The sequence below is a fragment of the Amycolatopsis sp. NPDC104587 genome (assembly GCF_055583645.1).
This window is the reverse complement of the sequence record NZ_JBVJNO010000004.1, coordinates 424,736-449,531: the sequence shown is the minus strand read 5'-3', so window position 1 is coordinate 449,531 and position 24,796 is coordinate 424,736. Positions and strand designations below refer to the sequence as shown.

The 24,796-nt window shown below is 67.6% G+C and carries 27 protein-coding genes and 1 tRNA gene; 9 read left to right on the top strand and 19 right to left on the bottom strand.

The genetic code is table 11. From position 1 onward, the window contains the following. Position 1: 1 nt before the first annotated feature. The gene (locus ACZ61C_RS14060; protein WP_465306492.1) at positions 2 to 400 is read left to right on the top strand and encodes a hypothetical protein; all 399 of its coding nucleotides are present in this window, start codon (positions 2 to 4) and stop codon (positions 398 to 400) included. Between the two features lie 2 nt (positions 401 to 402). Continuing rightward, positions 403 to 3,129: a tetratricopeptide repeat protein gene (locus ACZ61C_RS14055; protein WP_465306490.1), complete on the top strand. Its 2,727-nt coding sequence runs from the start codon at positions 403 to 405 to the stop codon at positions 3,127 to 3,129. Positions 3,130 to 3,275: 146 nt separating this feature from the next. Here ACZ61C_RS14055 and ACZ61C_RS14050 read toward each other — a convergent pair whose 3' ends face one another. The 8 genes from ACZ61C_RS14050 to ACZ61C_RS14015 form a co-directional block, all read right to left on the bottom strand. Beyond that, positions 3,276 to 4,472, bottom strand: coding sequence for a tyrosine-type recombinase/integrase (locus ACZ61C_RS14050; RefSeq protein ID WP_465306488.1), 1,197 nt, complete (start codon positions 4,470 to 4,472; stop codon positions 3,276 to 3,278). Next, positions 4,456 to 4,686, bottom strand: a complete 231-nt coding sequence (locus ACZ61C_RS14045) for a helix-turn-helix domain-containing protein (protein ID WP_465306486.1) — start codon at positions 4,684 to 4,686, stop codon at positions 4,456 to 4,458. The genes ACZ61C_RS14050 and ACZ61C_RS14045 overlap by 17 nt, the downstream gene beginning before the upstream one ends. Beyond that, positions 4,683 to 6,242 carry a DUF3631 domain-containing protein gene (locus ACZ61C_RS14040; RefSeq protein ID WP_465306484.1) on the bottom strand — a complete coding sequence of 520 codons (1,560 nt, stop codon included), beginning with the start codon at positions 6,240 to 6,242 and terminating at the stop codon, positions 4,683 to 4,685. The genes ACZ61C_RS14045 and ACZ61C_RS14040 overlap by 4 nt, the downstream gene beginning before the upstream one ends. Then, entirely contained in the window at positions 6,242 to 6,772 is a 531-nt protein-coding gene (locus ACZ61C_RS14035; RefSeq protein WP_465306482.1) for a hypothetical protein, read from the bottom strand. The genes ACZ61C_RS14040 and ACZ61C_RS14035 overlap by 1 nt, the downstream gene beginning before the upstream one ends. Positions 6,773 to 6,800: 28 nt before the next feature. Next, a complete protein-coding gene (locus tag ACZ61C_RS14030) occupies positions 6,801 to 6,947 on the bottom strand; it encodes a hypothetical protein (protein ID WP_465306480.1) in 147 nt (48 codons plus the stop codon). A gap of 276 nt (positions 6,948 to 7,223) precedes the next feature. Continuing rightward, positions 7,224 to 9,395: a P-loop NTPase family protein gene (locus tag ACZ61C_RS14025; protein WP_465306478.1), complete on the bottom strand. Its 2,172-nt coding sequence runs from the start codon at positions 9,393 to 9,395 to the stop codon at positions 7,224 to 7,226. Further along, positions 9,395 to 10,183, bottom strand: coding sequence for an ABC transporter permease (locus ACZ61C_RS14020; protein WP_465306476.1), 789 nt, complete (start codon positions 10,181 to 10,183; stop codon positions 9,395 to 9,397). Before ACZ61C_RS14020 ends, ACZ61C_RS14025 begins: the two co-directional genes overlap by 1 nt. 91 nt (positions 10,184 to 10,274) lie before the next feature. Further along, positions 10,275 to 10,508 carry a hypothetical protein gene (locus ACZ61C_RS14015; RefSeq protein ID WP_465306474.1) on the bottom strand — a complete coding sequence of 78 codons (234 nt, stop codon included), beginning with the start codon at positions 10,506 to 10,508 and terminating at the stop codon, positions 10,275 to 10,277. Between the two features lie 143 nt (positions 10,509 to 10,651). Here ACZ61C_RS14015 and ACZ61C_RS14010 point away from each other — a divergent pair, with 143 nt between their 5' ends. Next, positions 10,652 to 11,005 carry a GntR family transcriptional regulator gene (locus tag ACZ61C_RS14010; protein ID WP_465306472.1) on the top strand — a complete coding sequence of 118 codons (354 nt, stop codon included), beginning with the start codon at positions 10,652 to 10,654 and terminating at the stop codon, positions 11,003 to 11,005. On the opposite strand, the gene ACZ61C_RS14005 is transcribed toward ACZ61C_RS14010, so the two are convergent. Beyond that, positions 11,002 to 11,202: a hypothetical protein gene (locus ACZ61C_RS14005; protein ID WP_465306470.1), complete on the bottom strand. Its 201-nt coding sequence runs from the start codon at positions 11,200 to 11,202 to the stop codon at positions 11,002 to 11,004. The two genes, ACZ61C_RS14010 and ACZ61C_RS14005, sit on opposite strands and share 4 nt — an antisense overlap. Before the next feature lie 229 nt (positions 11,203 to 11,431). Here ACZ61C_RS14005 and ACZ61C_RS14000 point away from each other — a divergent pair, with 229 nt between their 5' ends. Beyond that, positions 11,432 to 12,799, top strand: coding sequence for a hypothetical protein (locus ACZ61C_RS14000; RefSeq protein ID WP_465306468.1), 1,368 nt, complete (start codon positions 11,432 to 11,434; stop codon positions 12,797 to 12,799). Here the strand turns inward: ACZ61C_RS14000 and ACZ61C_RS13995 are convergent. From ACZ61C_RS13995 to ACZ61C_RS13975, 5 genes are all read right to left on the bottom strand, one after another. Beyond that, the gene (locus ACZ61C_RS13995; protein ID WP_465306466.1) at positions 12,758 to 13,654 is read right to left on the bottom strand and encodes a phosphotransferase family protein; all 897 of its coding nucleotides are present in this window, start codon (positions 13,652 to 13,654) and stop codon (positions 12,758 to 12,760) included. The genes ACZ61C_RS14000 and ACZ61C_RS13995 overlap by 42 nt on opposite strands. Before the next feature lie 130 nt (positions 13,655 to 13,784). Then, positions 13,785 to 14,576, bottom strand: coding sequence for a Scr1 family TA system antitoxin-like transcriptional regulator (locus ACZ61C_RS13990; protein WP_465306464.1), 792 nt, complete (start codon positions 14,574 to 14,576; stop codon positions 13,785 to 13,787). Then, positions 14,573 to 14,839 (bottom strand): hypothetical protein, encoded by a 267-nt coding sequence (locus tag ACZ61C_RS13985; protein WP_465306462.1) that lies wholly within the window; start codon positions 14,837 to 14,839, stop codon positions 14,573 to 14,575. The genes ACZ61C_RS13990 and ACZ61C_RS13985 overlap by 4 nt, the downstream gene beginning before the upstream one ends. Beyond that, entirely contained in the window at positions 14,826 to 15,125 is a 300-nt protein-coding gene (locus ACZ61C_RS13980; RefSeq protein WP_465306460.1) for a hypothetical protein, read from the bottom strand. The genes ACZ61C_RS13985 and ACZ61C_RS13980 overlap by 14 nt, the downstream gene beginning before the upstream one ends. Next, positions 15,122 to 15,319, bottom strand: coding sequence for a hypothetical protein (locus ACZ61C_RS13975; protein ID WP_465306458.1), 198 nt, complete (start codon positions 15,317 to 15,319; stop codon positions 15,122 to 15,124). Before ACZ61C_RS13975 ends, ACZ61C_RS13980 begins: the two co-directional genes overlap by 4 nt. Positions 15,320 to 15,627: 308 nt before the next feature. Here ACZ61C_RS13975 and ACZ61C_RS13970 point away from each other — a divergent pair, with 308 nt between their 5' ends. After that, positions 15,628 to 16,779 carry a helix-turn-helix domain-containing protein gene (locus tag ACZ61C_RS13970; protein ID WP_465306456.1) on the top strand — a complete coding sequence of 384 codons (1,152 nt, stop codon included), beginning with the start codon at positions 15,628 to 15,630 and terminating at the stop codon, positions 16,777 to 16,779. A 69-nt stretch (positions 16,780 to 16,848) separates the two neighbouring features. On the opposite strand, the gene ACZ61C_RS13965 is transcribed toward ACZ61C_RS13970, so the two are convergent. The 3 genes from ACZ61C_RS13965 to ACZ61C_RS13955 all read right to left on the bottom strand — a co-directional run bounded on the left by ACZ61C_RS13965 (position 16,849) and on the right by ACZ61C_RS13955 (position 18,762). After that, positions 16,849 to 17,397, bottom strand: coding sequence for a hypothetical protein (locus ACZ61C_RS13965; RefSeq protein ID WP_465306454.1), 549 nt, complete (start codon positions 17,395 to 17,397; stop codon positions 16,849 to 16,851). 155 nt (positions 17,398 to 17,552) lie between these two features. Beyond that, the gene (locus ACZ61C_RS13960; protein WP_465306452.1) at positions 17,553 to 18,089 is read right to left on the bottom strand and encodes a hypothetical protein; all 537 of its coding nucleotides are present in this window, start codon (positions 18,087 to 18,089) and stop codon (positions 17,553 to 17,555) included. Between the two features lie 136 nt (positions 18,090 to 18,225). Further along, positions 18,226 to 18,762, bottom strand: coding sequence for a hypothetical protein (locus ACZ61C_RS13955; RefSeq protein ID WP_465306450.1), 537 nt, complete (start codon positions 18,760 to 18,762; stop codon positions 18,226 to 18,228). Positions 18,763 to 20,445: 1,683 nt separating this feature from the next. Between ACZ61C_RS13955 and ACZ61C_RS13950 the strand changes: the two genes are divergently transcribed. Together ACZ61C_RS13950 and ACZ61C_RS13945 are read left to right on the top strand one after the other, a co-directional pair. Then, positions 20,446 to 22,074, top strand: coding sequence for a tannase/feruloyl esterase family alpha/beta hydrolase (locus ACZ61C_RS13950; protein ID WP_465306448.1), 1,629 nt, complete (start codon positions 20,446 to 20,448; stop codon positions 22,072 to 22,074). Between the two features lie 139 nt (positions 22,075 to 22,213). Further along, complete coding sequence (locus ACZ61C_RS13945; protein ID WP_465306446.1) at positions 22,214 to 22,396, top strand: hypothetical protein; 183 nt, start codon at positions 22,214 to 22,216, stop codon at positions 22,394 to 22,396. 2 nt (positions 22,397 to 22,398) lie between these two features. Here the strand turns inward: ACZ61C_RS13945 and ACZ61C_RS13940 are convergent, their stop codons facing one another. Then, positions 22,399 to 22,686, bottom strand: a complete 288-nt coding sequence (locus ACZ61C_RS13940) for a PepSY domain-containing protein (RefSeq protein WP_465306444.1) — start codon at positions 22,684 to 22,686, stop codon at positions 22,399 to 22,401. 414 nt (positions 22,687 to 23,100) lie between these two features. Between ACZ61C_RS13940 and ACZ61C_RS13935 the strand changes: the two genes are divergently transcribed. Together ACZ61C_RS13935 and ACZ61C_RS13930 are read left to right on the top strand one after the other, a co-directional pair. Continuing rightward, complete coding sequence (locus ACZ61C_RS13935) at positions 23,101 to 23,268, top strand: DLW-39 family protein (protein WP_020642567.1); 168 nt, start codon at positions 23,101 to 23,103, stop codon at positions 23,266 to 23,268. A 32-nt stretch (positions 23,269 to 23,300) separates the two neighbouring features. Continuing rightward, positions 23,301 to 23,373 (top strand) — tRNA-Ala (locus ACZ61C_RS13930). A gap of 6 nt (positions 23,374 to 23,379) precedes the next feature. Here the strand turns inward: ACZ61C_RS13930 and ACZ61C_RS13925 are convergent. Further along, entirely contained in the window at positions 23,380 to 24,768 is a 1,389-nt protein-coding gene (locus ACZ61C_RS13925) for an alpha/beta fold hydrolase (protein WP_465306442.1), read from the bottom strand. Positions 24,769 to 24,796: the final 28 nt, after the last annotated feature.

The following is a 24,796-nucleotide window of genomic DNA, read 5'->3' as shown; positions in this document are numbered from 1 at the left end:
GGTGATCGAGTCGATCGATGTTCTGGTCGCAGCGTTGAGTGCGGGAGCTGCAGCTGGTTTGAAGGACACCGCCTCGTCAGCGGTCAAGGACGCCTACACCGGGTTGAAAACCCTGACCAGCAAGGCATTGCACGGCAAAGGAAAAGATCCTGAGGACCAGGCCGTGATCGTGGCGCAGTTGGCGGATCCGGAAGCGCATCAGGACGAGCTGAGGAAGGCGCTGGCCGCGGTAAACGCCGGCGAGAACGCGGAACTGGTGGCGGCGGCGCAGCGGGTGCTTACGTTGACCGATCCGGAGGGGACCAGCGCCGGCAAGTACCGCATCGACGTGCACGACAACCAGGGCGTCCAGGTCGGCGACGGCAACACCATGACGCTGAACTTCGGCGCGCAATCCTGATCATGCGTCAGCGGAAAGACCGCGAACCCGACACCGAACGAACTCCTCAGCCATCTCACGCCACCCGCGATGTGCGCGGCAACATCGCAGCGCAGGTAGGTGACGGCAATACCGTGAACATCGTCCAGCCGCCGCTGCCGTCGGTCGAGTGGCCGGTGCGTGTTGGAGTCCCGCCGCGGCAGGCCGACCGCTACCAGCACCGTGACGCTGAGCAGGAACTGTCCAGGGTGTTGGCGTCAGGAGACACAGCGGTGCTGGTGGGCGCCGCGCAGGTCAGCGGCGTCGTGCTTTCGGGCTTGGGTGGGGTCGGCAAGTCGCAACTGGCTGCGAACCACGCGTGGCAGGCGTGGCCGGACACGTCGGTGGATCTGGTGGTGTGGATCAATGCTGCGTCGCGTGACGGGATCCTCACCGGTTACGCAGACACCGCAGGTCAGGTGCTGCGAGACGTCGACCCCTCGCTAGGGCAGCGGCCGCCGGAGGACGTTGCCCGAGCGTTCTTGACCTGGCTGGCCTCCACCGAACGACGGTGGCTAATCGTGCTCGACGATCTCCAAGATCCTGCGGACCTGCGCGGTCTTTGGCCGCCTGCCAGCTCTGCAGGACATATCGTGGTGACGACCCGGCGCCGCGACGCAGCGCTGGGACGCGAGGATCGGCGCATCATAGAGGTCGACGTGTTCACCGAACAGGTGTCACTGGCGTATTTGATCGCGAAATTGCCAGGTCATGCGGCGACTGGGTCCGACCGAGAGCAACTGAAGGCGCTGGCCGTCGACCTCGGGCATCTCCCCCTGGCATTGGCCCAAGCTGCAGCATTTATCGCCGATAATCCTCTGCTGTCGGTCCCCGACTACCGTAAGCGGCTGGCTAACCGCAAGAGACTCGCTCAGGCGATGCCGGATGATGGCAGCCTTCCGGACGAGCATCAAGCCACCGTCGCGGCGACCTGGTCGCTGTCGATCGAACGTGCCAACGCACTGACACCGCAGGGCTTCGCACAGCCGCTGTTGGAACTAATCAGCGTGCTCGACCCCGCGGGCGTCCCCGCCGCGGTATTCACCAGCGACGCCGTCCTCAGCCTCCTGACTGGTGCCACGTCGACCGAAGCAGATCCCGAAATCATCCAAGATGCCTTGGGATGCCTGAACCGCTTCAGCCTGATCACGCTGGACCGCAACCAGCCCGAACGTGCCGTCCAGGCGCATGCCCTGGTTCAACGCGCCGTCCGCGACACCGTCCCGCCTGAACATCTCGCCGATATCGCCCGCACCGCCGCAGACGCACTCATGGCCATCTGGCCCGGCATCGGCAGCGATCCGGAACTGACACTGGCACTGCGCTCAACGGCGACCACCCTGCACACCACCACGTTCCCGGCGCTGTGGATGCCCGGTGGGCATCCGGTGCTGTTCCAGACAGGCCGGTCGTTGCGCGACGCAGGACTCGTATCGGCGGCAACGAACTACTTCCACGACCTGCGGTGCAAGGCTGACGGCCTTCTCAGCGTCGACCACCCCGACACCCTGCATATCCGCAACAACCTCGCCACCTGTCGGGCGGAGGCTGGGGATGTCGCGGGTGCGGTGGTCGAGTTCGAGCACCTGCTCAGCGACCGCCAGCGCATCTTCGGCGCCGATCACCCCAACACCCTGCTCACCCGCAACAACCTCGCCTCCTGGCGTGCAGGGGCTGGGGATGTCGCGGGTGCGGTGGTCGAGTTCGAGCACCTGCTCAGCGACCGCCAGCGAATTCTCGGCGCCGATCACCCCGACACCCTGCTCACCCGCAACAACCTCGCCTCCTGCCGGGCGGAGGCTGGGGATGTCGCGGGTGCGGTGGTCGAGTTCGAGCACCTGCTCAACGAACAAACCCGAGTCCTGGGCGCCGATCACCCCAGCACCCTGCTCGCGCGCAGCAATCTCGCCTACTGGCGGGCGGAGGGTGGGGATGTCGCGGGTGCGGTGGTCGAGTTCGAGCACCTGCTCAGCGACCGCCAGCGCATCCTCGGCGCCGATCACCCCGACACCCTGCTCGCGCGCAGCAATCTCGCCTCCCGGAGGGGCGAGGGTGGGGATGTCGCGGGTGCGGTGGTCGAGTTCGAGCACCTGCTCAACGAACAAACCCGAGTCCTGGGCGCCGATCACCCCGACACCCTGACCACCCGCAACAACCTGGCCTCCTGGCGGGGCGAGGCTGGGGATGTCGCGGGTGCGGTGGTCGAGTTCGAGCACCTGCTCAGCGACCGCCAGCGCATCCTCGGCGCCGACCACCCCAAAACCCTGGCCACCCGCAACAACCTGGCCTCCTGGCGGGCGGAGGCTGGGGATGTCGCGGGTGCGGTGGTCGAGTTCGAGCACCTGCTCAACGAACAAACCCGAGTCCTGGGCGCCGACCACCCCAACACCCTGACCACCCGCAACAACCTCGCCTCCTGCCGGGCAAGGGCCGGGGATGTCGCGGGTGCGGTGGTCGAGTTCGAGCACCTGCTCAACGAACAAACCCGAGTCCTGGGCGCCGACCACCCCAGCACCCTGCTCGCGCGCAGCAATCTCGCCTACTGGCGGGCGGAGGGTGGGGATGTCGCGGGTGCGGTGGTCGAGTTCGAGCACCTGCTCAGCGACCGCCAGCGAATTCTCGGCGCCGATCACCCCGACACCCTGGCCACCCGCAACAACCTCGATTACGTACGCCGAAACCTAGAAAATAGTGACGGCGCGGACAGCTAGTGCGTGCCGCAACGTACGCAGCCGTTCACTCTGGCTGTTCGAGGCGTGAGGTTGACAGGCATCTTCGCCCCGAGGCCGTCTGCCGATGAGGTTGCAGCATGCGACTACGCGGCGGTCCGCACGGTGCAACTGCACTTTGCCCTGACTTAGACAGCTACGCCGCTGCATCCAGGGAAGATCGCGTCCATCGCCTTCGCTCCGTCTTGGATCACCGGCCGCAGCTGGTGTCGGTAGACCAGCTCGGTCACCTTCGTGTCCGAGTGCCCCACGAGCCGCGAAATCTCCTCGATGGTGAGACCGCTGTCGGAGAGCAGCGACACGAAGCTGTGGCGCAGCTCGCGCGGCGTCCAGTCCTTCGGTTCGAGGCCCGCAAGCTTCAGGATGCGCCGGAAGCCGCGCCGGACGTTGGCCGCGTCGAGCTGTGTCCCGACGTCCGACGCGAACACGATCCCGAGTTCTTGCCACCGGTCGCCGGCCGATTCGCGCTGACGCCTCTGGCGGAGCTTCTGGCGTTCGAGCGCGTCGACCGCCCGACCGGGAAGCGCGAGCGAACGCCGTGACTTCTTGGTCTTCGTGTCCCCTCCCGTCCGTACCGACCGCCACACGTTGACGTGTGGAGGAATCGGCGGCTCCGCCTCTAGCTTCCCGATTACGTCGACCTCCGGCCATGCCAGCGGGCGCGCCTCCTCGGTCCGCGCGCCGGTCAGCAGCGAGACCACCGTGTAGTCGCCGTACGTGGAGTCCTCCGCCTCCGCGGCGGCGAGCACCGCTACCGCCTGGGCGAAAGTCAGCGACTTCGACGGCCGTCCGTCGCGGCCAACCGGCAGCTCGTCACACAACAGCACCACGTTCCGGATGCCCTTGGTCCGCTTCGCCGCTCGGTTGATCGCGCGCCGGAGAATCGAACGGAGGTCCTGAAGCGTGCGCGTGGCGAGAACCTCTGCCTTCTCCTCCAGCCAGGCGTCAACATCATCAGCGGTCAGTTCCTTCGACTGCTTCGGGTCCAGTAGCAAACGCGCGCCGAGCGAGGGGACGATGTGCGTCTCGGACAGGATGGTCAGCTTCTCGACGGTCGCCGCAGTTCGACCGTTGAGGCCGTGACGCAGCCAGTCTCGAACTGCCTTCTCGACCGTGAGCCCGCGGGCCGCAGTGGCGGTGCCCTCCTTCTTGCGCTCGACGAGTTGGTCGAGGGCAGCCTTCGCCTCCGTCTTCGTCTTACCGCTGGCCTTGCGCGTGATGCGCTTCCCGTTCGGCCGGTAACCGATCGTCAGTTCTGCGATCCAGCGCTGTCGGTCCTCGGACCAGTACAGGCCACCGTCTCCGCGGCTACGCCGACTCGACATAGCTGACCTCCGCTTCCTGCATGAGCAATTCGACGTACTGCTGAATGGCGACGGCCGGCACGAGCCGGGCGCGCCCCTGCTTGACCGACTGCAGGCGCCCGGAGCGGAGCTGTTCGTAGATGACCGAGCGGCTCATCGACAGCAGGCGCATGGCTTCGGTGATCCGGTAGAGGTGCCGTTCGGGTACGGCGACCGGCATGGGTACTGCGTTCATCGATCCCCCTCGGTGTCGTGGTCGGGCTTGGCTGGCGCGACGTCCGCGACTTCCGCGACCGAGCTGGTCAGAACGGGTGCGAGTGGCTCTTGGGTGCCGCGACCGTCCGCGACCCGGGTTGCGGAGGTCGCGGCAGCGGCCGACGATTCCGCGGCGCCCGATCGGGCTCCGACCTGCGGGGTTGCGCTGGTTGCGGAGGTCGCGGGCGATTCGAGCGGTGGGAGGTAGCGGCTCCAGGCGTCGGCGAGTCCGCCGTCGCCGTCGATGCGGTAACCCTTGAGCGTCTTGCCGCTGACCTTGAGGTCCTTCGGCCGGACCAGGTACCGGTCCAGCTCCTTCGCCAGGCGGCGACTGTCGAGCGGTTTGCCCTGGACGTCGGTCCACGGGCCGTCTTCGATGGCGTGCAGCTCGCGGATCAGCTCGGCCGTCACCATGCGGTCGGTGTTCTCCGCGGCGAAGATCTGCCGGACGTCCGCCAGCAGCCGCACGCCGATCGAGGCCGGTTGCGCGGTCGCTTCGAGCACGAAGTGACGGCAGGCCCGCCGGGCGGTCTCCGGCCAGTGCCCGCCGGCCGCATCGGCGATTGCGAGCAGCGGCCGCCAGATCTCCGCGGCACGGTCCCGCACGCCGTCCGGGCGTTCCGGTCGTGCGCGGCTCACCTCGTCACCGACCCGACCGACCCACCCGGCCAGCTCGGCGCGCACCGGCGCCGACTCCCGCTCGACGTCCTCCTCGATGAACTCCTCGACGACCTCGTCAAAGCGGCGCTTGCGCATGTGCACGGTGATCGCCCGGGTGGTGATCGTGTCCGGCATGCCACCGGCGATCCCGGCGAGCGCGACCGGCGCGTAGACCGGGAAGCGCGTGACGTTCATGCTCTTGGCGTCACCGACGCACCGCGTCACGGTCGCCGACCGCTTGTAGCCCGCGTTCAGCAGGGCACGGAGGTCCTCGTTGTTTCCGCCCGTCTTCGGGTTGAACACCGCGTCGATCTCGTCGAACAGCAGCGTCATCGGCCCGTCGGCGAGCATGCGGAAGATCGCGGCCGGCGTGATGCTGATCGTCATCTCCGGCTTGGCGACGAGGTACTGCGCGACCTCCAGTACCCGCGTCTTGCCGCTACCCGGCTCCGCCGAGTCGAGGATCAGCCTCGGCGTGACGTAGAGCCGTTCGGCGACGTGGGTGTGGGCGTACCAAAGCGCCAGCGTCGGCGCGGCGTGCTCGTTGGCGAAGGCCGAGAAGCGCGACACGAACGTCACGACCGCGTCGAGGACTTCGTGACCCGGCTTCGCGAAGGCCCCGGCCGGCACCGGTCCGAGCCAGGTGAGCGGGTTGACCGGCGCGGTCTCCGGAAGCGTCCGGCTCGGTTGGGCGCCGCCGTCCTCTGCTGGCTTGGTCGCGGTACGGCGGCCGCGCCAGACGCGCTGGCAGCTCTCCGAGCAGAAGTCGCCGGACGGCGAGTCGCCGCGCGGTCGGCCGCACTGCTGGCAGTGGGGCGCTGGCTCGTCGGAGATCACGAAGTCGATCACGGACAGGGTGTCGTCGAGTTCGGACATCAGGCAGCCACCTCCAGGCGCGTGGTCGGTTCGTCGTCGCCTCCGGCCTCGCAGTAGCGCCTCCAGAGATCGTCGAGCTGTTCGGTGTCGTCGAGACGGCGACGGAGAACGTCCGTCGCCGAGTCGCTGTCGACGGCCTGGACCAGGCGCACGGCGTGCTCACGAACGGCGCGGCGGTAGGCGTCCTTCAGGACAAGCGCTTTGAGCCACGTGCCGTAGTACGACGGCGGCAGGACGGGACCGTCCGAATAGGTCTCGAGGATCCAGAGACCGACGTGGTGCAGGCGGTTCGCCCGGCCGGAACGCAGCTCCGCCGGGGTCTTCTCCCGGGCGTGGTCGAGCACGGCCATCGGCGTCGGCGACTGGTCCGCGGCGACCAGTTCGATGACGAGTTGGAGCACGTACGCGGCCACTGGTGAGCCGAAGTCGTCGGCGCGCATCCCGGCGAGCAGCCGCCGCGCGGCCGCGATACGAACCTGCATGACGCAGCCGAGGAACTGACGCTCGGGGTCGAGCAACGTGGTCTTCATGGGTGTGGCCTTTCGGTCGAGCTGCAAGTCAGCGGTTGTCGTCGCGGCGGTCGCGGTCGCGGAGATCGCGGTACGACCGGCGGGTGCGGTGGCAGGCGTTGTAGGCGCGGCGGCCGGCGCGGAGCGTGCGGCCGGTCCCGTTGCAGCGACGGCACAGCCGGATCGCGCGGAGCAACGGCGAGCGGAAGGAGCCATAGCCTCGGCAGGAGCGGCACGGCTTGTACGGGTAGACCGCGCACGACCAGGAGTAACCAAGAGTTACAAAGGTGAGCAGGAGCAGGATTACGGCGGTTGGGCTGCTGAGGGGGTTCAACGGAGCCTCCGGGGCTGTTTTCGGCCGCACTCGGCCCGCGCCTCTAGGCGCTAGGGCGCTGATCAGCGGTGTTGTGATGGTCTAGGGAGGGCTCTAGGTCTAGAGGGAACAGGCTCTAGACCTAGAGCCCTGCGAGAGCTAGCCGCTCTTGGGGTTCCGATCACGCTCGGTCAGTGCTTCGGCGATCCACTCGCGCTTGACGCCCATCCGGTTGGCGCCCTTGCCGGTGTCGACGTCGTTGCCCCAGACCTGCTTGGTGGTGATCCCCAGCGGCTTCAGCGCGGTGGAGAGCTGGGTTGCCTTCGCCGCTCCGGTCGGCAGTTCGGCCCACGGGCCGTAGACCGCCGGGCGCAGCTCGGCAAGCCGATCGACGATGCGTTCCGACCACGCCTTCTCGGCGTCGCCGATCGCGGTCAGCACGTCGGCGAGCAACGTGCTTGTGTTCTCGTCCTCTTCCGGCGTGAGGTCGAGGCCGGCGGCGTAGCCGGTCAGTCGTCCGGCCGCGAGCCGTGCCGTTCGAGCGCGAGCGGCGATCTTCTCGGCGTCCGGGCCGTCGATGTAGACGCCGCGGGTGATGCGCGGCTCGTCGCCTTCGCCGGCCAGGTACCCGATGCCCTTGTCCCGAAAGGACAGAGTGGTGGCCCGGATGCCGTTCCGGTACGACGACGTCCCGAGAACCATGTCGTTGGCCTGCTGACCGGTGACCTTGAGGCAGAACCGCAACACGGCGTTGTCACTGATCGCCGTCGGGATGCTCTTCGCATCCGGCCGCTGGGTGGCCAGCAGGATGACGATCCCCAAAGCCGGACCGCGCTTCACGAGGTCGGTGCAGACCTCCTCGATCTCCGCGCCGTGGTCGGGGTGCTCGAACCACTTCTGGCACTCGTCGACGCCGATCACGATCGGGTGCAGACCGAGGGACTTCTTGCCGGCCAGCTCCGGCGTGACCTTGTTCTCCGGGCACAGGTCCTTCGGCAGCTCGCGGATCACCTTCGCGCGCCGCCGCAGCTCGTCGGCGAGTGCCCGCAGGTCGGCGACGGCGTAGGCGATGTCGTCCGGCTCGTCGCCAGCGCGGTACCGGTGGGAGACCGGCGCCAGCGGCGAGAGGTCACCGGTCCCCTTGAGGTCGAACGAGTGCAGCTCGGCCCTCGGGTCCAGCGCGGCGATCAACAGCAGCTCCCGCAGAGTGAACGTCTTGCCCATCCGCGGAATTGCGCCGATGACCATGGAGATGAACATCAGGGTGACGTCCACCCACCGGCCGCGCTGGTCGGTGCCGAACGGCTGGGGCTTGAACAGGTCGACGGTGCCGACCTTCCGCAGCGGCCAAGCGGGCTGACGCGACTTGGACATGTCCTGGTCGCCGACCCACAGCACCATGCGTCCCGGGTGCACCTCGGCGTTGCCCTCCGGCCAGACGCACCCCAGCGGCCGGCCGAGGCCTGACGCGAGATTGGCGCGGCGCTCGACCACCTCGGCGACCGTCACGCCCGGAGGCAGGTCGACGTCCGCGCGCCAGCCTGGCCCGTCGCGCGTGATCGGCGCCGTGAAGCCGATCGCGTTCGGGTCCTTGGCGAGCGCCTGGTTGATGCGAGCGACACCAAGTACCGACAGAGCTTGAACGACGTTGTCGCTCGTCAGCTTCTGCACCTGCGTGGACAGAACGGCTCGCGAGGAGATCACCGGGTTGTCCCGTGTGGACCCGAGCTTCCCCAGTAGGGCCAACGCGACAGCGCCGCAAGCCCAGATCACCCACTCCGGCAGGACGTTCGGCAATGTGAACACCAGGACCAGGCCGACCGTCGACACGAGACCGAGCTGAATCAGCCGGAGCACGACTCGCCGGTCACGCTGCTGCGACAGCTTCAGGTACAGATCGGCCTTGTCGGCCGTTGCTGTCTCCGAGCGGGCCGGGCGCCCCTCGGCGTCGGTCACGTACCGCCCGGCTGCTGCCAGCAGGAGGAGAAGGCCGCGCGGCGAGCGGACCGCGAGTCGAAGCGCGTAGAGCGGCGACCGGGTTGCGTGGTACCCGACCTTGTGCGCGTAATGCTTCCCCACCCACTTCGCGGCGTCCTTCGCGTCCGCCTTGGACTTGAGGTAGCTGGGGATGATCGCCTGGCGGTTCTGCGAGCGGAGGCGGTCCAGCCACGACGAGCCATCCGTGATCGGGCGGTCCACCGAGACCGTCGGCGACTGCTCCGGGGTCTCGTCGCCGGGCTCGGCGTCGATGACGAACGGGTCGGCCTCGACGGAGGTCGTGCTGGGGAACGCGATCACGCGCCCGCCGTGGGGTTCGTTGGTGGTGCTCATCAGTCGTTCACCTCCTGGTCGGTGGTGTCGCGTACGAGGTGTGCAAGGGCGGCGCCGCAGCCGAGGACGACCACCGGCAGGCAGGAGACGAGCGTGGTCACCGGCCAAGGGGCGCGTTCGACGTCCGCGGCGGACATCAGGTGGTAGGCGACCTGGCCGAGCATTCCGAGGACGAGCGAGCCCAGGGCTGACCACTTCGCGAAGCTGCGAACCCGGTGGGTCCGGGTCGCCGGGGACAACCAGACCCGCAGGGCGAACGCCGCGTAGGTCTCGACCCCGATCGGAAGCGTGATCGCCGAGTTGATCGTCAGGTGATCCCAGATCCCCGGCAGGAGCTGGATCGGGCCGAACCCGGTCAGCCTGCCGAGACCGACCCAGCCGCTCCAGACGGCGACGAACGCCGGCAGGGCCAGGAGGAGCACCGGCCACAGCTTGATTCGCTGCGCCTTCCCCAGTTCTGCACCCGGGTCCGCGGTGGCCCTGACCTGCGGCTCTTCGTCGTCCGCGGTCGGTCCCTCGGGAGTCTCGAACGCCGGAGCCGGTTCCTCGACCTCGGCGGGTTCGGTCACCGCACGCAGCTTTCGCACGGGTTTCGTATCGGCGTCCTCGGTCAGCGCCGCGAGGATGGCGCGCGCCTTCGGTGCACCCACCTTGAACTCGGCCTTGATCCGGTTCCGCGAGGGCAGCTCACCCAGGTCCGCGGCGAGCTTGCGGACGCGAGGCAAGAGGTCGGCGACCGAAGCGGGGTACGCGCTTCGGGTGTTCGTGGGCGTGTCGAGCCCTACCATGGGTGTTCTCCTGACTGGGTTCGAAGTGGTTGGGAGAAGCCCGGTCCGGCGGGTGGTTCTTGGCGGTTCCGTGCGCCGGGCCGGGGCGACTTCAAGCAGCCGCGCCGGGGCAGTCCGGCCGACCTCGGAGGGTCGAGCTGATGTTCTGGCGGCTGATGCGCCGGACGTGTCGATGCGTGGCGGCGCGATCCGCGATCGGCGCCGAGCCGGTGTTCGCCGGTTCCTGGTCAAGCGCCGTCACGAAGTACTCGGCGATCATCGCGTCGATGTCCGGCTCGGTCAGTCCGTCCGGGGCGTAGCTGGGCAAAGGGATGAGGTCATCCATTGGTGTGAACTCCAACGACTTGTAGGTCTCCCGCTCGGGAGCGGCCGGTGTCGGCCGGAACCCAACGTAAGTCCTGTCTATTAACTCTGTCAACTGACTTGGGAGAACTGACTTAGCCAACTGACTTGGCCTACCCTGTTGGCATGGCATCCCTGAACCCGGACGACCCGCGTGCGCCGTTCTTGCAAGTGGCCGGCGGTCTGCGAGCCGCCATCCTGTCGGGGGAGTACGCCCCGGGAGCCCAATTGCCGACCTACCAGGAACTGGCCGATACCTGGGCGGTCGCGGTGAATACGGCCAAGAGCGCCGTTGCCCACCTCAGGGAAGAAGGCCTGGTGGTGATCCGGCACGGCAAGGGCTCGTTTGTGCGCACCCAGCCGGTCGAAGGTGACTCCGCGGCTCGCCCCGAGGCCTCGGGGGATGAGCGGGTCTGGCAGGCCATTGCCGAGATCAGGAAGCGTCTCGGCGAGATCGAGCGGAAGCTGGATGCCGGCTAGCCGAACAGGTTGCTCAGGAACGTCGCCACGCTGTCGACGACGTCGACTCCGCCGCCGAAAAGGCCGCTGACCCACCGAGCCGAGTCGGCCGGATGCTTGACGACCAGCACGATGGCGGCGAGCCCCAGAAGCAGGCCGACCACCTTCCACAGCATGCCGCCGCCGCTCTTCATGACCGGGAAGTTGCTCTTCGCCACAACGGTCTCCTTTCGTCTGCGACTGGCCCGGGAGGCCGGTCCGGCTCGGGGTTTCGATCCGGCTTTGTCGCTGATGAACTCAGGAAACCGCGCAGGGGCGGGGGTGCAGCAGTGTGCACGCGGGGGTGCGTTTTTGCACGTGGGGGGTGCACGGGGGGTGCTTTAATGACCTTCGGAGGTACCGGTGGTCGACAAGGGGAAGCAGCCGAACGCACTTCTAGCTGCGGTTATGCGACAGGCGGGGGCGACGAACAAGGGCTTCGCCCGCCGTGTCCGCGAACGCAGCCAGAAGGACGGCGGCGAGCTGGTCAGCGCCGACCACGTGTCGGTCAAACGCTGGCTCGACGGCACGAAGCCGCACCCGCGCACCTGCCAGCTGATCGCTGGCGTCCTCGGCGAGCTGCTCGGCCGGCCCGTCAGCCTGGAGGAGCTCGGCTTCGGCGGCGCTGAGATCGCGTCGGATGACCTCGGCCTGGAGTACCCCGAAGAGATCGCCCACAGCCTGGTCGCGCTGGGCGCCATCACCGAACTCGAGTTGCGGACGCCGAAGCGGGGCGGCCCACTGGCCGTCGTGCCGGAGGCATGGAGCGGCCTGGTCATCCGCTGGCTGACCGACTCCGACAACGAAGGATCGCGGCCGCCGGCCGAGCCGCGCTCGATCACCGTCGTGGACGTCGAGGCGGTTCGCGAGGCAACCGCGATGTTCAGCAGCTTCGACTACAAGTACGGCGGCGGCCGGCCGAAGTCGCTCGTCGCGTCGTTCCTCGACCAGGAGATCTTGCCGAACATCGGCCACGTGTCGCCGCACGACCCGGTCGGCCGGGAGTACTTTCGGGAGGTCGCGGCCCTCACACGGCTCGCCGGCTGGACTGCGTACGACACGGGCGCGCACGGACTCGCGCAGCGATACCTGACCCAGGCATTCCGCCTGGCGAAGGCTGCTGGTGACAAGCCGCTCTGCGGCCGAATCCTCGCGGGCATGTCACACCAGGCGAACTTCCTCGGGCACTTCCAACGCGCCGTCGACCTGGCGCGAGCCGCGTACAAGGGCGCCAACGGCTACGCCACTCCGACGACGATGGCGCTCTTCCACGCGATGGAAGCAAGGGCTCTCGCGTCGCTCGGCCGGCAGGAGGACGTCACTGCCGCGCTGCTCACGGCCGAGCGTTGGCACGGTCAAGGCAACCGGGGTAACGACCCCGAGTGGATTCACTACTTCGACGAAGCCGAGCTGCACGCGGAGTTCGCGCACTGCTTCCGCGACATCGGGAACGCCGAGCTGGCGAACCACCACGCCGCCGCGTCCATCGCGGTCTCGGCGTCCACCTACGTCAGGAGTCTCTCGTTCTGCCGGACCGTGCTGGCCACGGCGCACCTCCAGGGTGGAAACCTCGAAGAGGCGTTGGACGTGGCCAGGTCCGTTGTCGAGACGGCGGCCAAGCTGAAGTCCTTCCGCGTTCTGTCGTACCTCGACGACTTCCGCGGGCGGCTGGGCGGGCACGCCGGCGACCCGCTGGTGAAGGAGTTCCTCGACTTCGCCAGCATCCACCTGCCGTCAGAACACCTTCCAGTGGCGGGGCGCCTGGTCGTCGCGTAGGTCGGCGATCCGCTTCTGTACTTCGGCTTTGACCTCGGCGGACTCGTCGACGGTCTGCGAGAGCCACATGGTCATGTTCAGCTCGCGGGTAGCCCTGACCACGGGGAATCCGTCCCAGCTGATCGGGTCGAACCCGTATGCCTCGGTGTAGGAGTCGTACTCGGCTTCGGAGGCCCATCCGAACGCCTGGTGACGGACCGAAAGCACGGCCGCGTCCCACTCGCGCGGCCCGAAGGCGAAGTCCTCGAAGTCGATCAGGTTCAGCGTCCCGTCCGGGGCGCGCATGACGTTCCCGGGATGCGCGTCGCCGTGCACGGGACCGGCAGGCAGCGGGAACTCAAGGCCTTGGAACTTCTCCGACAGTTCCTCGTACCGCTCGCGCAGGAAGTCGAGGTCGGCCTCAGGCAGCTTGCCCTTCAAGGCCTGGAGGCGTGGTTCGACCTTCGGCATCGGGGAGAACGCCGGCAGACGGAAGTCCGTCGGGTGGGGGAGTGCGTGCAGGTCGTGGAGCAGCTTCCCGAACTCCGCCGGCGTGATGGGAGTGTCGTCCTCTTCGAGGCAGTTCCAGAACGTGACGGGTAGCCCGTCTTCGATGAACGGCTGTTCGGCGCCGCGCAACGACGTGGCGGCAGGGAACGCGTTCTCCGCCAGCCAGCCGGCGACGAGCACTTCCTTGGTCGCCGCCGGGATCGACCGACCGACGCGGACGACAGCAGAGGCATCGGCCAGGCGGAAAATGGCGTTCTCCCCAAACCGGACCCGCTTCGCGCCGGCCGAGTCGAGACCGGCGAAGGCGCACGCAGCCTCGAAGACGGCTTGTGTCCGCTCGGACGTGAAGGCCTTCGTCGTGGTCATCAGACTCCTCTATCGGGACGCCTCAGCCAGGCTAGAGCTTCGGCGGGAACGTGTGCTTGGCGAACAGCGATGTGGGGTCCGGCCGACGCGCCGCCTGGAGGGAGGACAGGACGCGCCGGCCGGAGGCTTGTCACGGCCACGTGTCCGCGGCGCGGCCTTTCAACGACCGGGCGATCTTCGGGTAGGTCTCCAAGGCTGCGTCGCCGGTCAGGAACATCGCACCGAGGTGATGCCGTACCGCGACCGCAACGGCACCGGCGCTGCTCTCGTACAACGTGAACGGTTCGAGCAGGCCGGGGGCGTAGCCGGCAGCCGGGACAAGGCGCACGGAGATGCGCGGATGCCGTGTCACGGCGGCCACGGCGTCCACCTGGTCACGGAGCTCGTCCGACGAGCACACGCCAGAACGTGTCGCGGCTTCGCCGATCAAGAAGGTGTACCGCAACCCCGGCGTGCCGGGCGAAGCGAGCTGCTGCACCGTTCGGGCGAGCGGGCGCACCTTGACGTCCTCGACCTCGAACAGGCCACCCTTCCGGAGCGCACGCGCGTACTCGGTGGTCTGCAGCGCGTCCGGAATCAGCCACGGCGACCACTCGAACACGTGCTTGGACTGCTGTTCGTACGCTGCGCGCAGGAGGTCTACGGCGCGTCCGGTGTGGTCCATGAAGTCGCATTCGCGAGCGCGGCGGGCCAGGTCGACCAGCTGATTTCGCACGAGGCTCGGCGACCGGAGGACCCCGAGGAGGTGCGCCACGGTCGTGTCCTCCGGTATGCGTTTGCCGAGTTCGAAGGCCGACAGCAGGGACGGATGAAGGTCGGCCATGCCGGCGAGCCGACGAAGGCCGATGCCGCGTTGGGTGCGGGCCGCGCGGAGCTCGTTCGACAGGACGATGAGAGCTGGTCGGAGTACTGCATCGGTCACAGCTGACGGTGCTCCGTTCGGTCTTGGTTCTCTTCGTCTGGATCGTTGAACAGCGCCGCGGGGTCAAGGGTTGTCCCGTCCAGTTCGCCGGCGCGCTGGGCGAGCGCTGCGCCGATCTGCACGAGTTGGCGCGCGAGCGTGCGCAAGCCGGCCGCGTAGTCGGCGTCGTCCGGCTGCAAGGTCAGCAGCTCGACCGTCACGCTCCCGATCTTGGAGCTGACCTTCGACAGGCCGAGGAGCAGTGCGCGGTCACGGGCGAGCATGCGGCACCTCGATTCGCCGGTGCTCGTTCTGGCTTCCGCAGACCGGACACATGCGTCCTGGCTTCGGGATGACCCGGCGGCGGCCGACGCTGGGCCGGTCGTGTTCGAGCGGGAACCGGTCGTTGACCAGGCACCAGGGCAGCAGCATGACGATCCGGAAGTCGGACATCTCCGAGTGCAGGTACAGGTGGGCCCAGCCGTCGCCGCCGGTGAACTCGTGCCACTCCCAGAAGTCACCCCGAAGTCCGGTGACGCTTCTCAGTGGCCGGTCGTCGAGTGCCGTCATCGGATTCCTCGCTCGACTTCGAACTTCCGAAGCGCTGCGGCGGCCTGCGCCCAGTCGTCATCGGTCATGTCGGCGAGTTTCTTCGGGTGCTGGCGAGACTCGAAGTCGATCTCGTTGAGCCGCTGGCCGCCGGTGTTGAACAGCGAGCCGCCGCACCAGAACGTCGGCCGATCATGGCCGGAACCGCTGGTCATGAGGTCGGCCTCGGGCGCGCAGTCCGCGCGTCCCGCAGCGAGATCGTCAACACTTCGGCAAGCTGATTCCGCAGCTGGGCGACTTGCTCGGCGGTGAGGAAGATCGGCTCGCCTGGCTGGGTCGAGCTCGTCAGCCTGATCCGGCCGTCCTCTCGAACTTCGACTTCGACGATGGCCCTGGCGTCTCGAAGGTCGACTCCTTCTGTCGCTCTGCGGGTACGTAGTGGGTCACGCATGGTGAGTGACCGTACAAAGATGCAGGTCACAAAGGTTTCCTCCTGGGAAACCCAGGTAGGTACGCTGGACCCATGGACCCGATCGGCACGACGATCCGCCGCCTTCGCCGTTGGCGCGGTATGTCCCTGGATCAGCTCGCCGGCCTGTCCGGCCTGTCAAAGGGGTACCTGTCCAAGATCGAGAACGAGCGCACCGCGATCGACAAGCGCTCGACGCTCGTCGCGATCGCCGGCGCCCTGCGCGTCAGTCTGTTCGACATCACCGGTGACGGTCTGGAGATCCGCGACCCGCAAGCGGGTACCGCCATCCCGGCAATTCGTGACGCCCTGCTCAGCACGGACCTCGACGGCACCGAACCACCGACCGGCGACCTCGGTCAGCTGCTGTCCGAGACGCAGCTGCTCGCGGCGCTGCGTCAGGCGAACCAAGACGCTGAAGTCGGTGCCCGGCTTCCTGACCTGCTGCTGGCGTTGCACACTCACGTGAGCAAGCCGGAAGCGCTCCGGTCGCTCGTCACCGCGACGCACACCACTGCGCTGCTGACCAAGGGACTTGGCGCTTTCGAGCTAGCTTGGATCGCCGCGGACCGCGGCCACGAGGCCGCGTTGCGGCTCGGCGAGCCCGGCTGGATTGCGCTCGCCGAGTTCGCGCGCACGCAGGCCCTGTCCGGGCTCGGCGCGCATCGGCGAGCCGGCAAGCTCGCCGAACGTGCTCTGGACCTCGTACCGGCCGACGCCTACGACGTGCGTGGCGCGCTGACGCTCACCACGGGGTACACGGAGTCCGTGCTGGGCGGAGATGCGGCCGCCGCGCTCGACGAAGCCGCCGGCCTGGCTGAACACGTCGAGTACGGGAACCGCAACTTCCTGCTGTTCAGCCCGGTCAACGTCGTCCTGTGGCGCATCTCCTCCGCGCTCGAACGAGGCGACCACGCCGAGGCGGCGCAGCTTGCGGCGACCGTCGATCCGGCCGAATTGACGATCGACTCGCGCCGCACGACGTTCCTGATCGAGCACGCCCGCGCGCTCTACGGCGTCCGCCGGCCGGACGAAGAGGTGCTGGCGCTCCTGGTCCAGGCCGAGAAGCTGGGGCACATCCGCACCCGGACGAACCCGTTCGTCCGGGAGATCATCTCTACGATGCTCGCGCGGGCTCGGCGCGAAGGGGTGGCCCGTGAGGTTCGCGGCATGGCCGATCGAATGGGTTTGATCAAGGCATCCTGACGTGCGCTTTAAGCCGACTTGCCGGTGGTGATCGTGTGCCAAATATCCAGGCTGCTGTCGTAGTAGCCGTTACCCGCAGCTGGAGTCAGTGTTCAGGTCGCCGCAGACGATCTGTAGAAACTCGGAGTACCTTCGCCCGAACTCGACGAGGTTGACGGAGAGGTCGAGCTTCTCGGCTTTACCGACCGCAGCCGGCAAGGTTTGTGCCAGGTACTTCGCTTTCGCCTCCGCCTTGTCGCTGCCGAAGACGTAGACCTCGTTGCGGGCGCCTTGGAACTCGTACTTCTTGTTCGTGATTGCTGTCAGAGCGGCGAGGCAGGTGTCGCTGAAGGTCACGGTCACAGGCGGCGCGCCGGGCTTCACTTGTTCCTGGGTCTCCCTCTTGGTGCAGGTAGCGGCTGCATCCACGGCGTAGGCGAAGGCGTTAGCTTTGTCAAGAAAGTCCAGATAGATCGTCGCGCGGCGGTCGCGACTGGCCTTGGCCCGTTCTTCGGTGATCGCACGCTCCTGGTTCGCGGCGGCGCCATCGTTCGCAGTCTTGGCACCGAGGTACGTGGCGAAACCGGCAAACACTGCGGTGATAACGGGGATCAGGACGGTGGCAGCGTTGCGGGACAACCAAGCCCGCTCCGGTTGCCGCGTGTCTGGAATCTCAGCCTGTCTGCCCGGGCCGCGCGGCCGAACTATTTCGTCATCTCCACGCGGATCTCCGGATTCACTCATCCTGCTGCTCTCTTTTTGCGCGCCTCACAGCCAAGGCCGACATTACTACCTCAGTGGTCGTGCCTATGATCGGGTTCGGTGCTCGTGTTGTGCTGGTCCTGTTGGGCGGTGGTGTTGTGCCAGGCGAACTGGGAGCTGGTGACAGGGTCGGTGAACACCGGTCCGAAAAAGTTGTTCACCGCACTCACGCTGTCCTGGGGCTTGTCTCCCTGGTCGAGGAGGTCCTGGCCGGCAGCAGTAAGACGAGGGCACACCAAGCCGTCGACAGCTTCTTCGATCGTCTGTGCGTCGATATAGCCGCGGTCGTAAAGATATCCAGCGGCACGAGCGAGCTCGGCTTCGGTGAAGGTCGTTCCGTCGTAGCTGGCTTGGTCGCCAGTCAGGAAGTCGTCCCAGTTCCCGCCAGGATTTTCCTCAAGCCAACCGAGCATGCGATAGCGCAGCGTTTTCGCGCGACGCCGAGGCCGCTCCTTAAACAGCTGTTCCGCTCGGCGAATGCCATTGCCTGTGAGGCTGCAGTGCGTCGCGGCGAGAAAATAAATCGGCTTCACCAGACCGCGGTGTTCTAAATCTCGCACCAGGTTCAAGGTCTCTTCGTATTCGAACCCGCGGAGAGCGAGGAAGTCGTCCGCTTCACGGCTTCCGGTCTCGTGAAGGTGCAGGAGCAGGGCGTCGCAGTGATCGTCGAAGGAGGTCGCCCCCGGGGTCTCCGCTCGTATGGGGTCAGAAAAGGGTGGTGAGTGCGGCGATCGCCGCCTTCGCCCACTCTTGGGCGCCGTCGGCCAGACCGCTGATCAGCCCGCCGCCGATCGGGGACAACACTCCGCGCAGGAGGTTGATCGCACGACGAAGCCTGCCTGGCTCAGGCGCGGCTGTGCCGGTGATTTCCTTGAGCACCTCATTAGCTGCCTCTTCGGCATCATGGCGCTCCTGCTCGGCGAGACCGACCTGCGGCAGCTGCTGGAGTAGCTCAGTGACCAACTTGGCCAGCTCTTCGAAACCCGGTGCGACGTCGCTGGCTGCAACATTCTGTTGATTCTGCGTGACTGTGTCGTTGTTCCAGGCGATCTGTGCGCCGTTGGCGTCGCCGTTGAACACGGGCCCGTGGTAGTTGTTCACGGTCGAGCCCGCCCTCAGGGACGGGAGCGCTGGCGTCTCGACCTCCACTGGAATCCGGATCGGCCCCTGCCTGTCGAACTCGCGCTGTAGGTCCTTCGTGAACTTCGCGATACCGCGCTTGTTGATCCCGCTCCCGCCCATGCCTGGCTCCTTACACTCGAACCGCGTTGCAGGAACGCTACGCCTTGGGTCCGACAAAGCCGGTGGTGACACCCACCTTGTCGTACTCACTGTATGCGGTTACGTAGACGGACAGTGACGGTAACTCTGCGCACCACGCACTCGTCATCGCGAGCGCCTGGCAAGTCGTAGCCATCTGACGAGCGGCGGTTCTCAACTGTCGCCGGACACAAAGAGTCCGTGCTCAGTCTCTCGCCGTCAGGCCAGAGCGAGTGACAAAGTGAGTGACAACCGAGGAGATACGGAGCGGACGTTGGCGGACGCCGCCGGACGAGGACTCCGTTGGTAGTGACTCTGCCTTCAAGATCGCAGATGCCCTGACCTGCCCTGATAACGAAGAGGTCCCAGGTTCAAGTCCTGGTAGGCCCACGCAAGACAAGCCCGGTTCACCTTCTCGGTGAGCCGGGCTTTTTGCTGCCTGCCTGGCTACCGGCTTCGCGCGGGAGCGAGGCTGGCTCAGCCTCCTGTGCGACACGTCCTCAGCTCTCCGCCGCTGCGGTCGGGTAAGCACCTACCTGTATCGGGCGGTGATCCGAGACGGCAACGCGTTGGCCGTCGAGATCAACTGCTTTCGCCACACCTGCAACACGTTGCGACCGCACCAAGCCCTCAACGACCGGACGCCGCGACAGGTGTACCTCATCAGTTCCGCGAGCCCGCGGAGTCTGAACTGTCGCCGGCGCAACCTCGCCACCGGTGTCCGGGTCCGCGGACTGCCGCTCACCCCCGACGAGTTCCTGCGCTGACGGCGGGATCCGGGTGTTCGGCGTTCGGTGACCCGGGGCTAGGTGAAACGGGGCCCGGCGACACGGGATCCGGCGGCCCGGGGTCCTGTGGCGCCGGATACCGCACGGCTGCGGGAAAGCAGCGCAGCAGTGCGGCGAGCCGCGCGGTATCGCCCGCCACCTCGGTGTCTGCCCGCTCGACGGCGTCGTGCAGCGCCGCGCCGGCGAACACCAGATCGCGCAATGTCGCCGCCTCCCGCACGGTCAGCCACGCGAGGTCGCCGTCGAGCCTGAACGTACGTGTGCTGAGCCCAGCTCTATCAAGATCAAATCCTGCCAACTCCTTGACGCATGACAAAGTTGAGTGTCCCGAGACTTAGCTCAGGTCACCTCGGGGCGATGTCGCTCGCTTAGCGACGACCTCCTCACGTGGCTTCATGAACGATTGGTCGGGGGCGAGTCCGCTTTTTGCTGTCCGGCCCACCAGTCGCCTAACGGTTGTTACCTTGAGTAGTCGCATTTCGCCGAGCGGTGGCCTTGTCCTTGCGTCGGGTGCCTCGTCACTTTCAGTAGTCGATCTGCTTCCAGTAGTGCGTAAAAATCGATTTCCAACCCCGAGTACTACCGGTCGAATCCGGTCGATTTCTGACTGTAAGAATTCTCGGTCAGGAACCAGCTCCGGCCATCCTGGGATTTTCCAACCCCTGTGACCTGCGGTGGTCCACAGTCGACACGAGTGAAAATTTCCAACTCGGTCCTAAGTGGATTCGGTGGATCGCGCCATTTTTCCAACAATTCTGCGTTTTGCATGTAAATAGCACGATCGCGGAAGACAGCCTACGCACCGTGAGAAAGGGTGTATCGCAATGACCCAATCGGGGGAACTGGGAACTGAGGTAGAACTATGCGAAGACTGTCCATGCTCGGCGTGGCGGCACTCTTAGTAGCCGTCCCGATACTCGTACCCTCGGCGGCCTCCGCCGGGGGCACGGCCATCCGTCCGGTGCGGACCTGCGCCGAACTCGTGCGGACCTACCCGCTGGCGGACGCGGTCACCCACGTCACCTCGGCGACCGTGGTGCCCGCGACCGCGACCGAATCCGAAATGTGCGACGTCCAGGGGTACGTCGAACCGGCCGTGCACTTCGAGCTGAAGCTGCCGACGAAGACGTACGTGGGCCGCTACCTGCAGTACGGCTGTGGTGGCTTCTGCGGTTACATCGCCATCCCGGCGTTCGCCGGCTGCGACCTGCCGCACGGTGGCGACGTCGCGGTCGCGGCCACCGACAGCGGCCACATCGGCACCACGCCGTTCGCCTTCGACGACGGCAAGTGGGCCGAGAACAACCAGGCCGCCCGTGACGACTTCGCGTTCCGGGCCTCGCACGTCGTGTCCCGTGCCTCGAAGCACCTGATCAACGCCTTCTACGGCGCTCCGCCGACGAAGTCCTACTTCAGCGGCTGCGGGCGCGAAGCGCTCTTGCTGGCGCAGCGCTACCCGCACGACTTCGACGGCATCGTCACCGGCGCGCAGGCCGGCTACTGGGGTCCGCTCTTCGGCGTCTACCAGACTTGGCTGGCGAAGGCGAACACCGGTGCCGACGGCCAGCCCATCCTGACCAGGGACAAGCTCCCCGCGCTGCACACCGCCGCGGTGGCCTCGTGCGACGGGGCCGACGGGCTCGTCGATGGCGCCATCGACGACCCGCGGGTCTGCACCTTCGACCCCGCGACGCTCACCTGCCCGGCGGGCACCGACAACGTCGGCTGCCTCACGCCGGCGCAGGTCGCGGCGACCAAGAAGCTCTACTCGCCGCCGACCGACGAAAACGGCCGCAAGCTCTACCCCGGCGGTCAGACCGTCGGCTCCGAGCTCGCCTGGGCCTGGGGCGACTGGATCCTGCCGTCGCCGGACACCGGCGGTGTCGCGTTCGCGCGGCTGCTGGCCGACAGCTACCTGAAGTACATGGCCTATCCGATCGGGACGCCGGCCTCGTCGGTCGACCAGTTCTCCTTCACCTCCAGTGAGTTCAACCGCCTCACCGCGGAGGGCGTCCGTTCCAACGCGATGTCGACCGACCTGCGCGAGTTCCGTCGCGCCGGCGGGAAGCTGATCCTCTGGCACGGCTGGGCGGACCAGGCGATCCCGACGGCCGGCACGCTCGACTACTACCAGCGGCTCACCCAGGCCTCCGGTGGTGTCGCCGCGACGCAGAGCTGGGCCCGGCTGTTCGTGGTCCCCGGCCTCTACCACTGCGGCAACAACGGCAACAAGCTCACCGAGTACAACCCCCTGCCCGGCCTCTTCGGCTGGGTCGAACGCGGCACCGCGCCCACCCGCACCATCGCCGTCGGCCGTGACGCCGCCGGCAACGTGGCGCGCACCCGGCCCGTGTTCCCGTACCCGGTGCAGGCCAAGTACGACGGGAGCGGCAGCATCGACGACGCTGCGAACTTCGTCGCGGCACCGCCGTCACGCCCGGTCAACGACATCGTGGACTGGGCGGGCAACGACCTCTACAACCGGCCCGCGCCCGTGGCGCCATGAGGTAGCCGGGTCGTGAAAAGGGGGCTTCAGGACGGATCTCGTCCTGAAGCCCCCTGTCGTTTGTCCCTAAGTCTCGATCAAGACGGGGATCTCCACCGCCGTTCCGGGCTTACCGTGAAAGGAGACGAAGGAGGCAGACATGGGCTGGATCGTCTTGGGGATCGTGGTCGTGGCGTTGCTGGGCATCGCGGTGGTGGTCGACCTGCGCGACCGCGGCCGCGGCGGGAAGCGGATCGCCGGCGGTCTCGGCGACGCTCGCCGGACCGACGTCAACCCGAACCCGCAGGTCGGGGACCAGGGCGGTTACCTGAACCTCCCGTGAGGTCAGTCGCGCTCCATGGTCAGGATCGCGCCGGTCTGCTGAGCGACGTCGACCTCGATGCGGCCCTGGTTGCTGTCCACGAGCTCGACTTCCCAGCTGGCCTGGCCTCGCGCAGTGTCCTGCTCCACGCCGAGCGACCGGCCACCGTACTTCTGAGTGGCGATCCGGGCGGCGCCCGCCTGGTCGACGGCGTGCGGCTGCGGCGCCGGGGCGGCCGGCGGTGTCGACGAGCTGCACGCGGCGGTCGCGACGAGCAGGGCGGCGGCACCGGCGATCAGCGCGGCTCGCATGGGGAACTCCTTCCGTTGACGACTTACCCGTCCGAGGGTGTCTTCGACGGAAGGCGGCAACATCGGGGGCCGACCCTGAGATGTCCCGGATACAGGTCAGCCCTGCCGGGAAGAGAAGACCGGCAGGGCTGAGCAGTCACAGTCGGCGCGCACCACGGTCGCCTCTCGGCGATGGGCGCGACGCGGCTCCAGCCGGACGGAACTCCGCGAAGGCGATGAGTGAGCCCGGGGGACACGATGGGCACACCGACCAGTGGGTACAACAGGACGACCGGGTCCGGTATTTCCCACCGCGTGTGACGTGCGTTACCACCAAGATCGTGGTTCCACGTGGAACCACCGCCCCTGACACCGGCGTGGGCCGGTGCAGGTAACATCACGGGGTAAGGGAAGCAAGCTGAGAAGGGGGCTTCGGTGAAGAAGCTGCTGGCACTCGCGGTCATCGCGGGCGGCGTCCTGTTCGTCGTGAAGCGCAACAAGGCGGCCAAGGCCGAAGCCGACCTCTGGCGCGAGGCGACCGCGCCGGTCCCCTCCAGCAACGGCACGACCCCGGCCAAGCCGGCGGGCGCGTCCCACAACTGAGTCTTCCCGCGGGCGGTCCGCCGCCCGCGCCCGGGGCTGTAGCTCAATTGGTAGAGCACCGCCTTTGCAAGGCGGGGGTCAGGGGTTCGATTCCCCTCAGCTCCACAACTGTCAGCGCAGGAAGCTGATCAGGGCGTCCCGGCCCGCGTGGCCGCGCTCGCGGTTCTGGATCGAGTGGGACTCGCCCGGGACGATCACCAGCTTCCCTTGCGGCGCACCACGCGCCTCCTCCTTCGCCCACTCCAGCGGCGTCGACAGGTCGCGGTCGCCGTTGAGCAGCAGGACCGGAACGTCCGGCAGCCGCGAAGCCGGGTTCGAGCCGACGCGCTCGGCCGGCCACGGCAGGCAGCCCTGGATGAAACCCTGCTGCGTCGCCACCGCCATGGTGTACGGCCACGTCGCCTGGGGCGGCAAAGTGCGTGCTGCCAAGGAAAGCAGCGGCTGCCGCAGCGCCACCGGCGTTGCCGACGAACCCCACGGGTACCGCTGGTCCGCGCAGAGCGTCGCCGAATGGAGGCCGGAGCTGTAGTCGGCCGGGGCGACGTCCTCCGTCGTGTAGCCCTGGACCACCTGGTCGAGCCACTCCGGCGCGCCGCCGCGGGTTGCGTGCAGGGCGCCGATGATGTCGCCGGACGACGGGTTGCGGTACGTCGGGTCCGCGAACTCGTACGCGACGACCGCGTCGAAGATCTTCACGCCGTCCGCCGTGCTTCGGTGGCGGACCACCCACGCCAGGTCCTCGGCCGGGTCGAAACCGCACGCCGGCGCCACCGCGCACGCCGCGCGCAGCACGCGGGCTTCGGCCGTCAAGCCCGTCAAGTACAGCGTGGCCGACGCCGTCGAATGGTGTGGCAGCACCGAATCCAGGACGACCTTGCTGACGTTCCGCGGGTGCGCGATCGCGTACCGCGCCGCCGTGAACGAGCCGTACGAGACGCCGTCGACCACCATCTTCGGCACGCCCAGCGCTTGGCGGAGCTGGTCGAAGTCCGCGACGCTCTGGTCGGTCGAGTACAACGGCGCCGTGGCACCGAGGATCCGCGCGCATTCCGTCACCGCGTCGCGCGTGGGCGTCGCGATGTCCGAACTGCCCATCTGCGCCTGCAGACCCGGGCAGTTCAGCGCGTTGGCGCCGGTGCCGCGCTGGTCGAGCATGACGAACCGGTAGTCCTTCGCGACCTCCGGCAGCCGCTGCGTCGCGATCCGCGTGATCGTGCCGACGCCGCCCTGGCCGGGGCCGCCGGTCAGGAACAGCAGCACCCCCTTGGGCGCGGTCACGTTGTCGGCGGTCGCCACGGGCAGGGCGAGCGCGCCCGGCACCCGGCCGGCATGGTCGAGCGGCACGGTCAGCGTCGAGCAGGTGAAACCCGGCTGGCCCGGGCACGGATGCGGGTCCGTCAGCGTCGGTCGTCCCCCAGGACGCGCGTCGGCCACGGCCACACCCCCGAGTGCGGCGGTCAGCGCCAGGACCAGCCCGGCGGTCAGCAACTTCGAGCGCATGCCTGCATCATGCGCACAGCCGCACGGG

Coding starts and splice junctions, on each gene's coding strand:
- ACZ61C_RS14055 (WP_465306490.1), top strand. CDS start 403: ATGCGTCAGCGGAAAGACCGCGAACCCGACACCGAACGAACTCCTCAG.
- ACZ61C_RS14050 (WP_465306488.1), bottom strand. CDS start 4,472: ATGTCGAGTCGGCGTAGCCGCGGAGACGGTGGCCTGTACTGGTCCGAG.
- ACZ61C_RS14045 (WP_465306486.1), bottom strand. CDS start 4,686: ATGAACGCAGTACCCATGCCGGTCGCCGTACCCGAACGGCACCTCTAC.
- ACZ61C_RS14040 (WP_465306484.1), bottom strand. CDS start 6,242: ATGTCCGAACTCGACGACACCCTGTCCGTGATCGACTTCGTGATCTCC.
- ACZ61C_RS14035 (WP_465306482.1), bottom strand. CDS start 6,772: ATGAAGACCACGTTGCTCGACCCCGAGCGTCAGTTCCTCGGCTGCGTC.
- ACZ61C_RS14025 (WP_465306478.1), bottom strand. CDS start 9,395: ATGAGCACCACCAACGAACCCCACGGCGGGCGCGTGATCGCGTTCCCC.
- ACZ61C_RS14020 (WP_465306476.1), bottom strand. CDS start 10,183: ATGGTAGGGCTCGACACGCCCACGAACACCCGAAGCGCGTACCCCGCT.
- ACZ61C_RS14015 (WP_465306474.1), bottom strand. CDS start 10,508: ATGGATGACCTCATCCCTTTGCCCAGCTACGCCCCGGACGGACTGACC.
- ACZ61C_RS14010 (WP_465306472.1), top strand. CDS start 10,652: ATGGCATCCCTGAACCCGGACGACCCGCGTGCGCCGTTCTTGCAAGTG.
- ACZ61C_RS14000 (WP_465306468.1), top strand. CDS start 11,432: ATGCGACAGGCGGGGGCGACGAACAAGGGCTTCGCCCGCCGTGTCCGC.
- ACZ61C_RS13995 (WP_465306466.1), bottom strand. CDS start 13,654: ATGACCACGACGAAGGCCTTCACGTCCGAGCGGACACAAGCCGTCTTC.
- ACZ61C_RS13985 (WP_465306462.1), bottom strand. CDS start 14,839: ATGCTCGCCCGTGACCGCGCACTGCTCCTCGGCCTGTCGAAGGTCAGC.
- ACZ61C_RS13980 (WP_465306460.1), bottom strand. CDS start 15,125: ATGACGGCACTCGACGACCGGCCACTGAGAAGCGTCACCGGACTTCGG.
- ACZ61C_RS13975 (WP_465306458.1), bottom strand. CDS start 15,319: ATGACCAGCGGTTCCGGCCATGATCGGCCGACGTTCTGGTGCGGCGGC.
- ACZ61C_RS13970 (WP_465306456.1), top strand. CDS start 15,628: ATGGACCCGATCGGCACGACGATCCGCCGCCTTCGCCGTTGGCGCGGT.
- ACZ61C_RS13955 (WP_465306450.1), bottom strand. CDS start 18,762: ATGGGCGGGAGCGGGATCAACAAGCGCGGTATCGCGAAGTTCACGAAG.
- ACZ61C_RS13950 (WP_465306448.1), top strand. CDS start 20,446: ATGCTCGGCGTGGCGGCACTCTTAGTAGCCGTCCCGATACTCGTACCC.
- ACZ61C_RS13945 (WP_465306446.1), top strand. CDS start 22,214: ATGGGCTGGATCGTCTTGGGGATCGTGGTCGTGGCGTTGCTGGGCATC.
- ACZ61C_RS13940 (WP_465306444.1), bottom strand. CDS start 22,686: ATGCGAGCCGCGCTGATCGCCGGTGCCGCCGCCCTGCTCGTCGCGACC.
- ACZ61C_RS13925 (WP_465306442.1), bottom strand. CDS start 24,768: ATGCGCTCGAAGTTGCTGACCGCCGGGCTGGTCCTGGCGCTGACCGCC.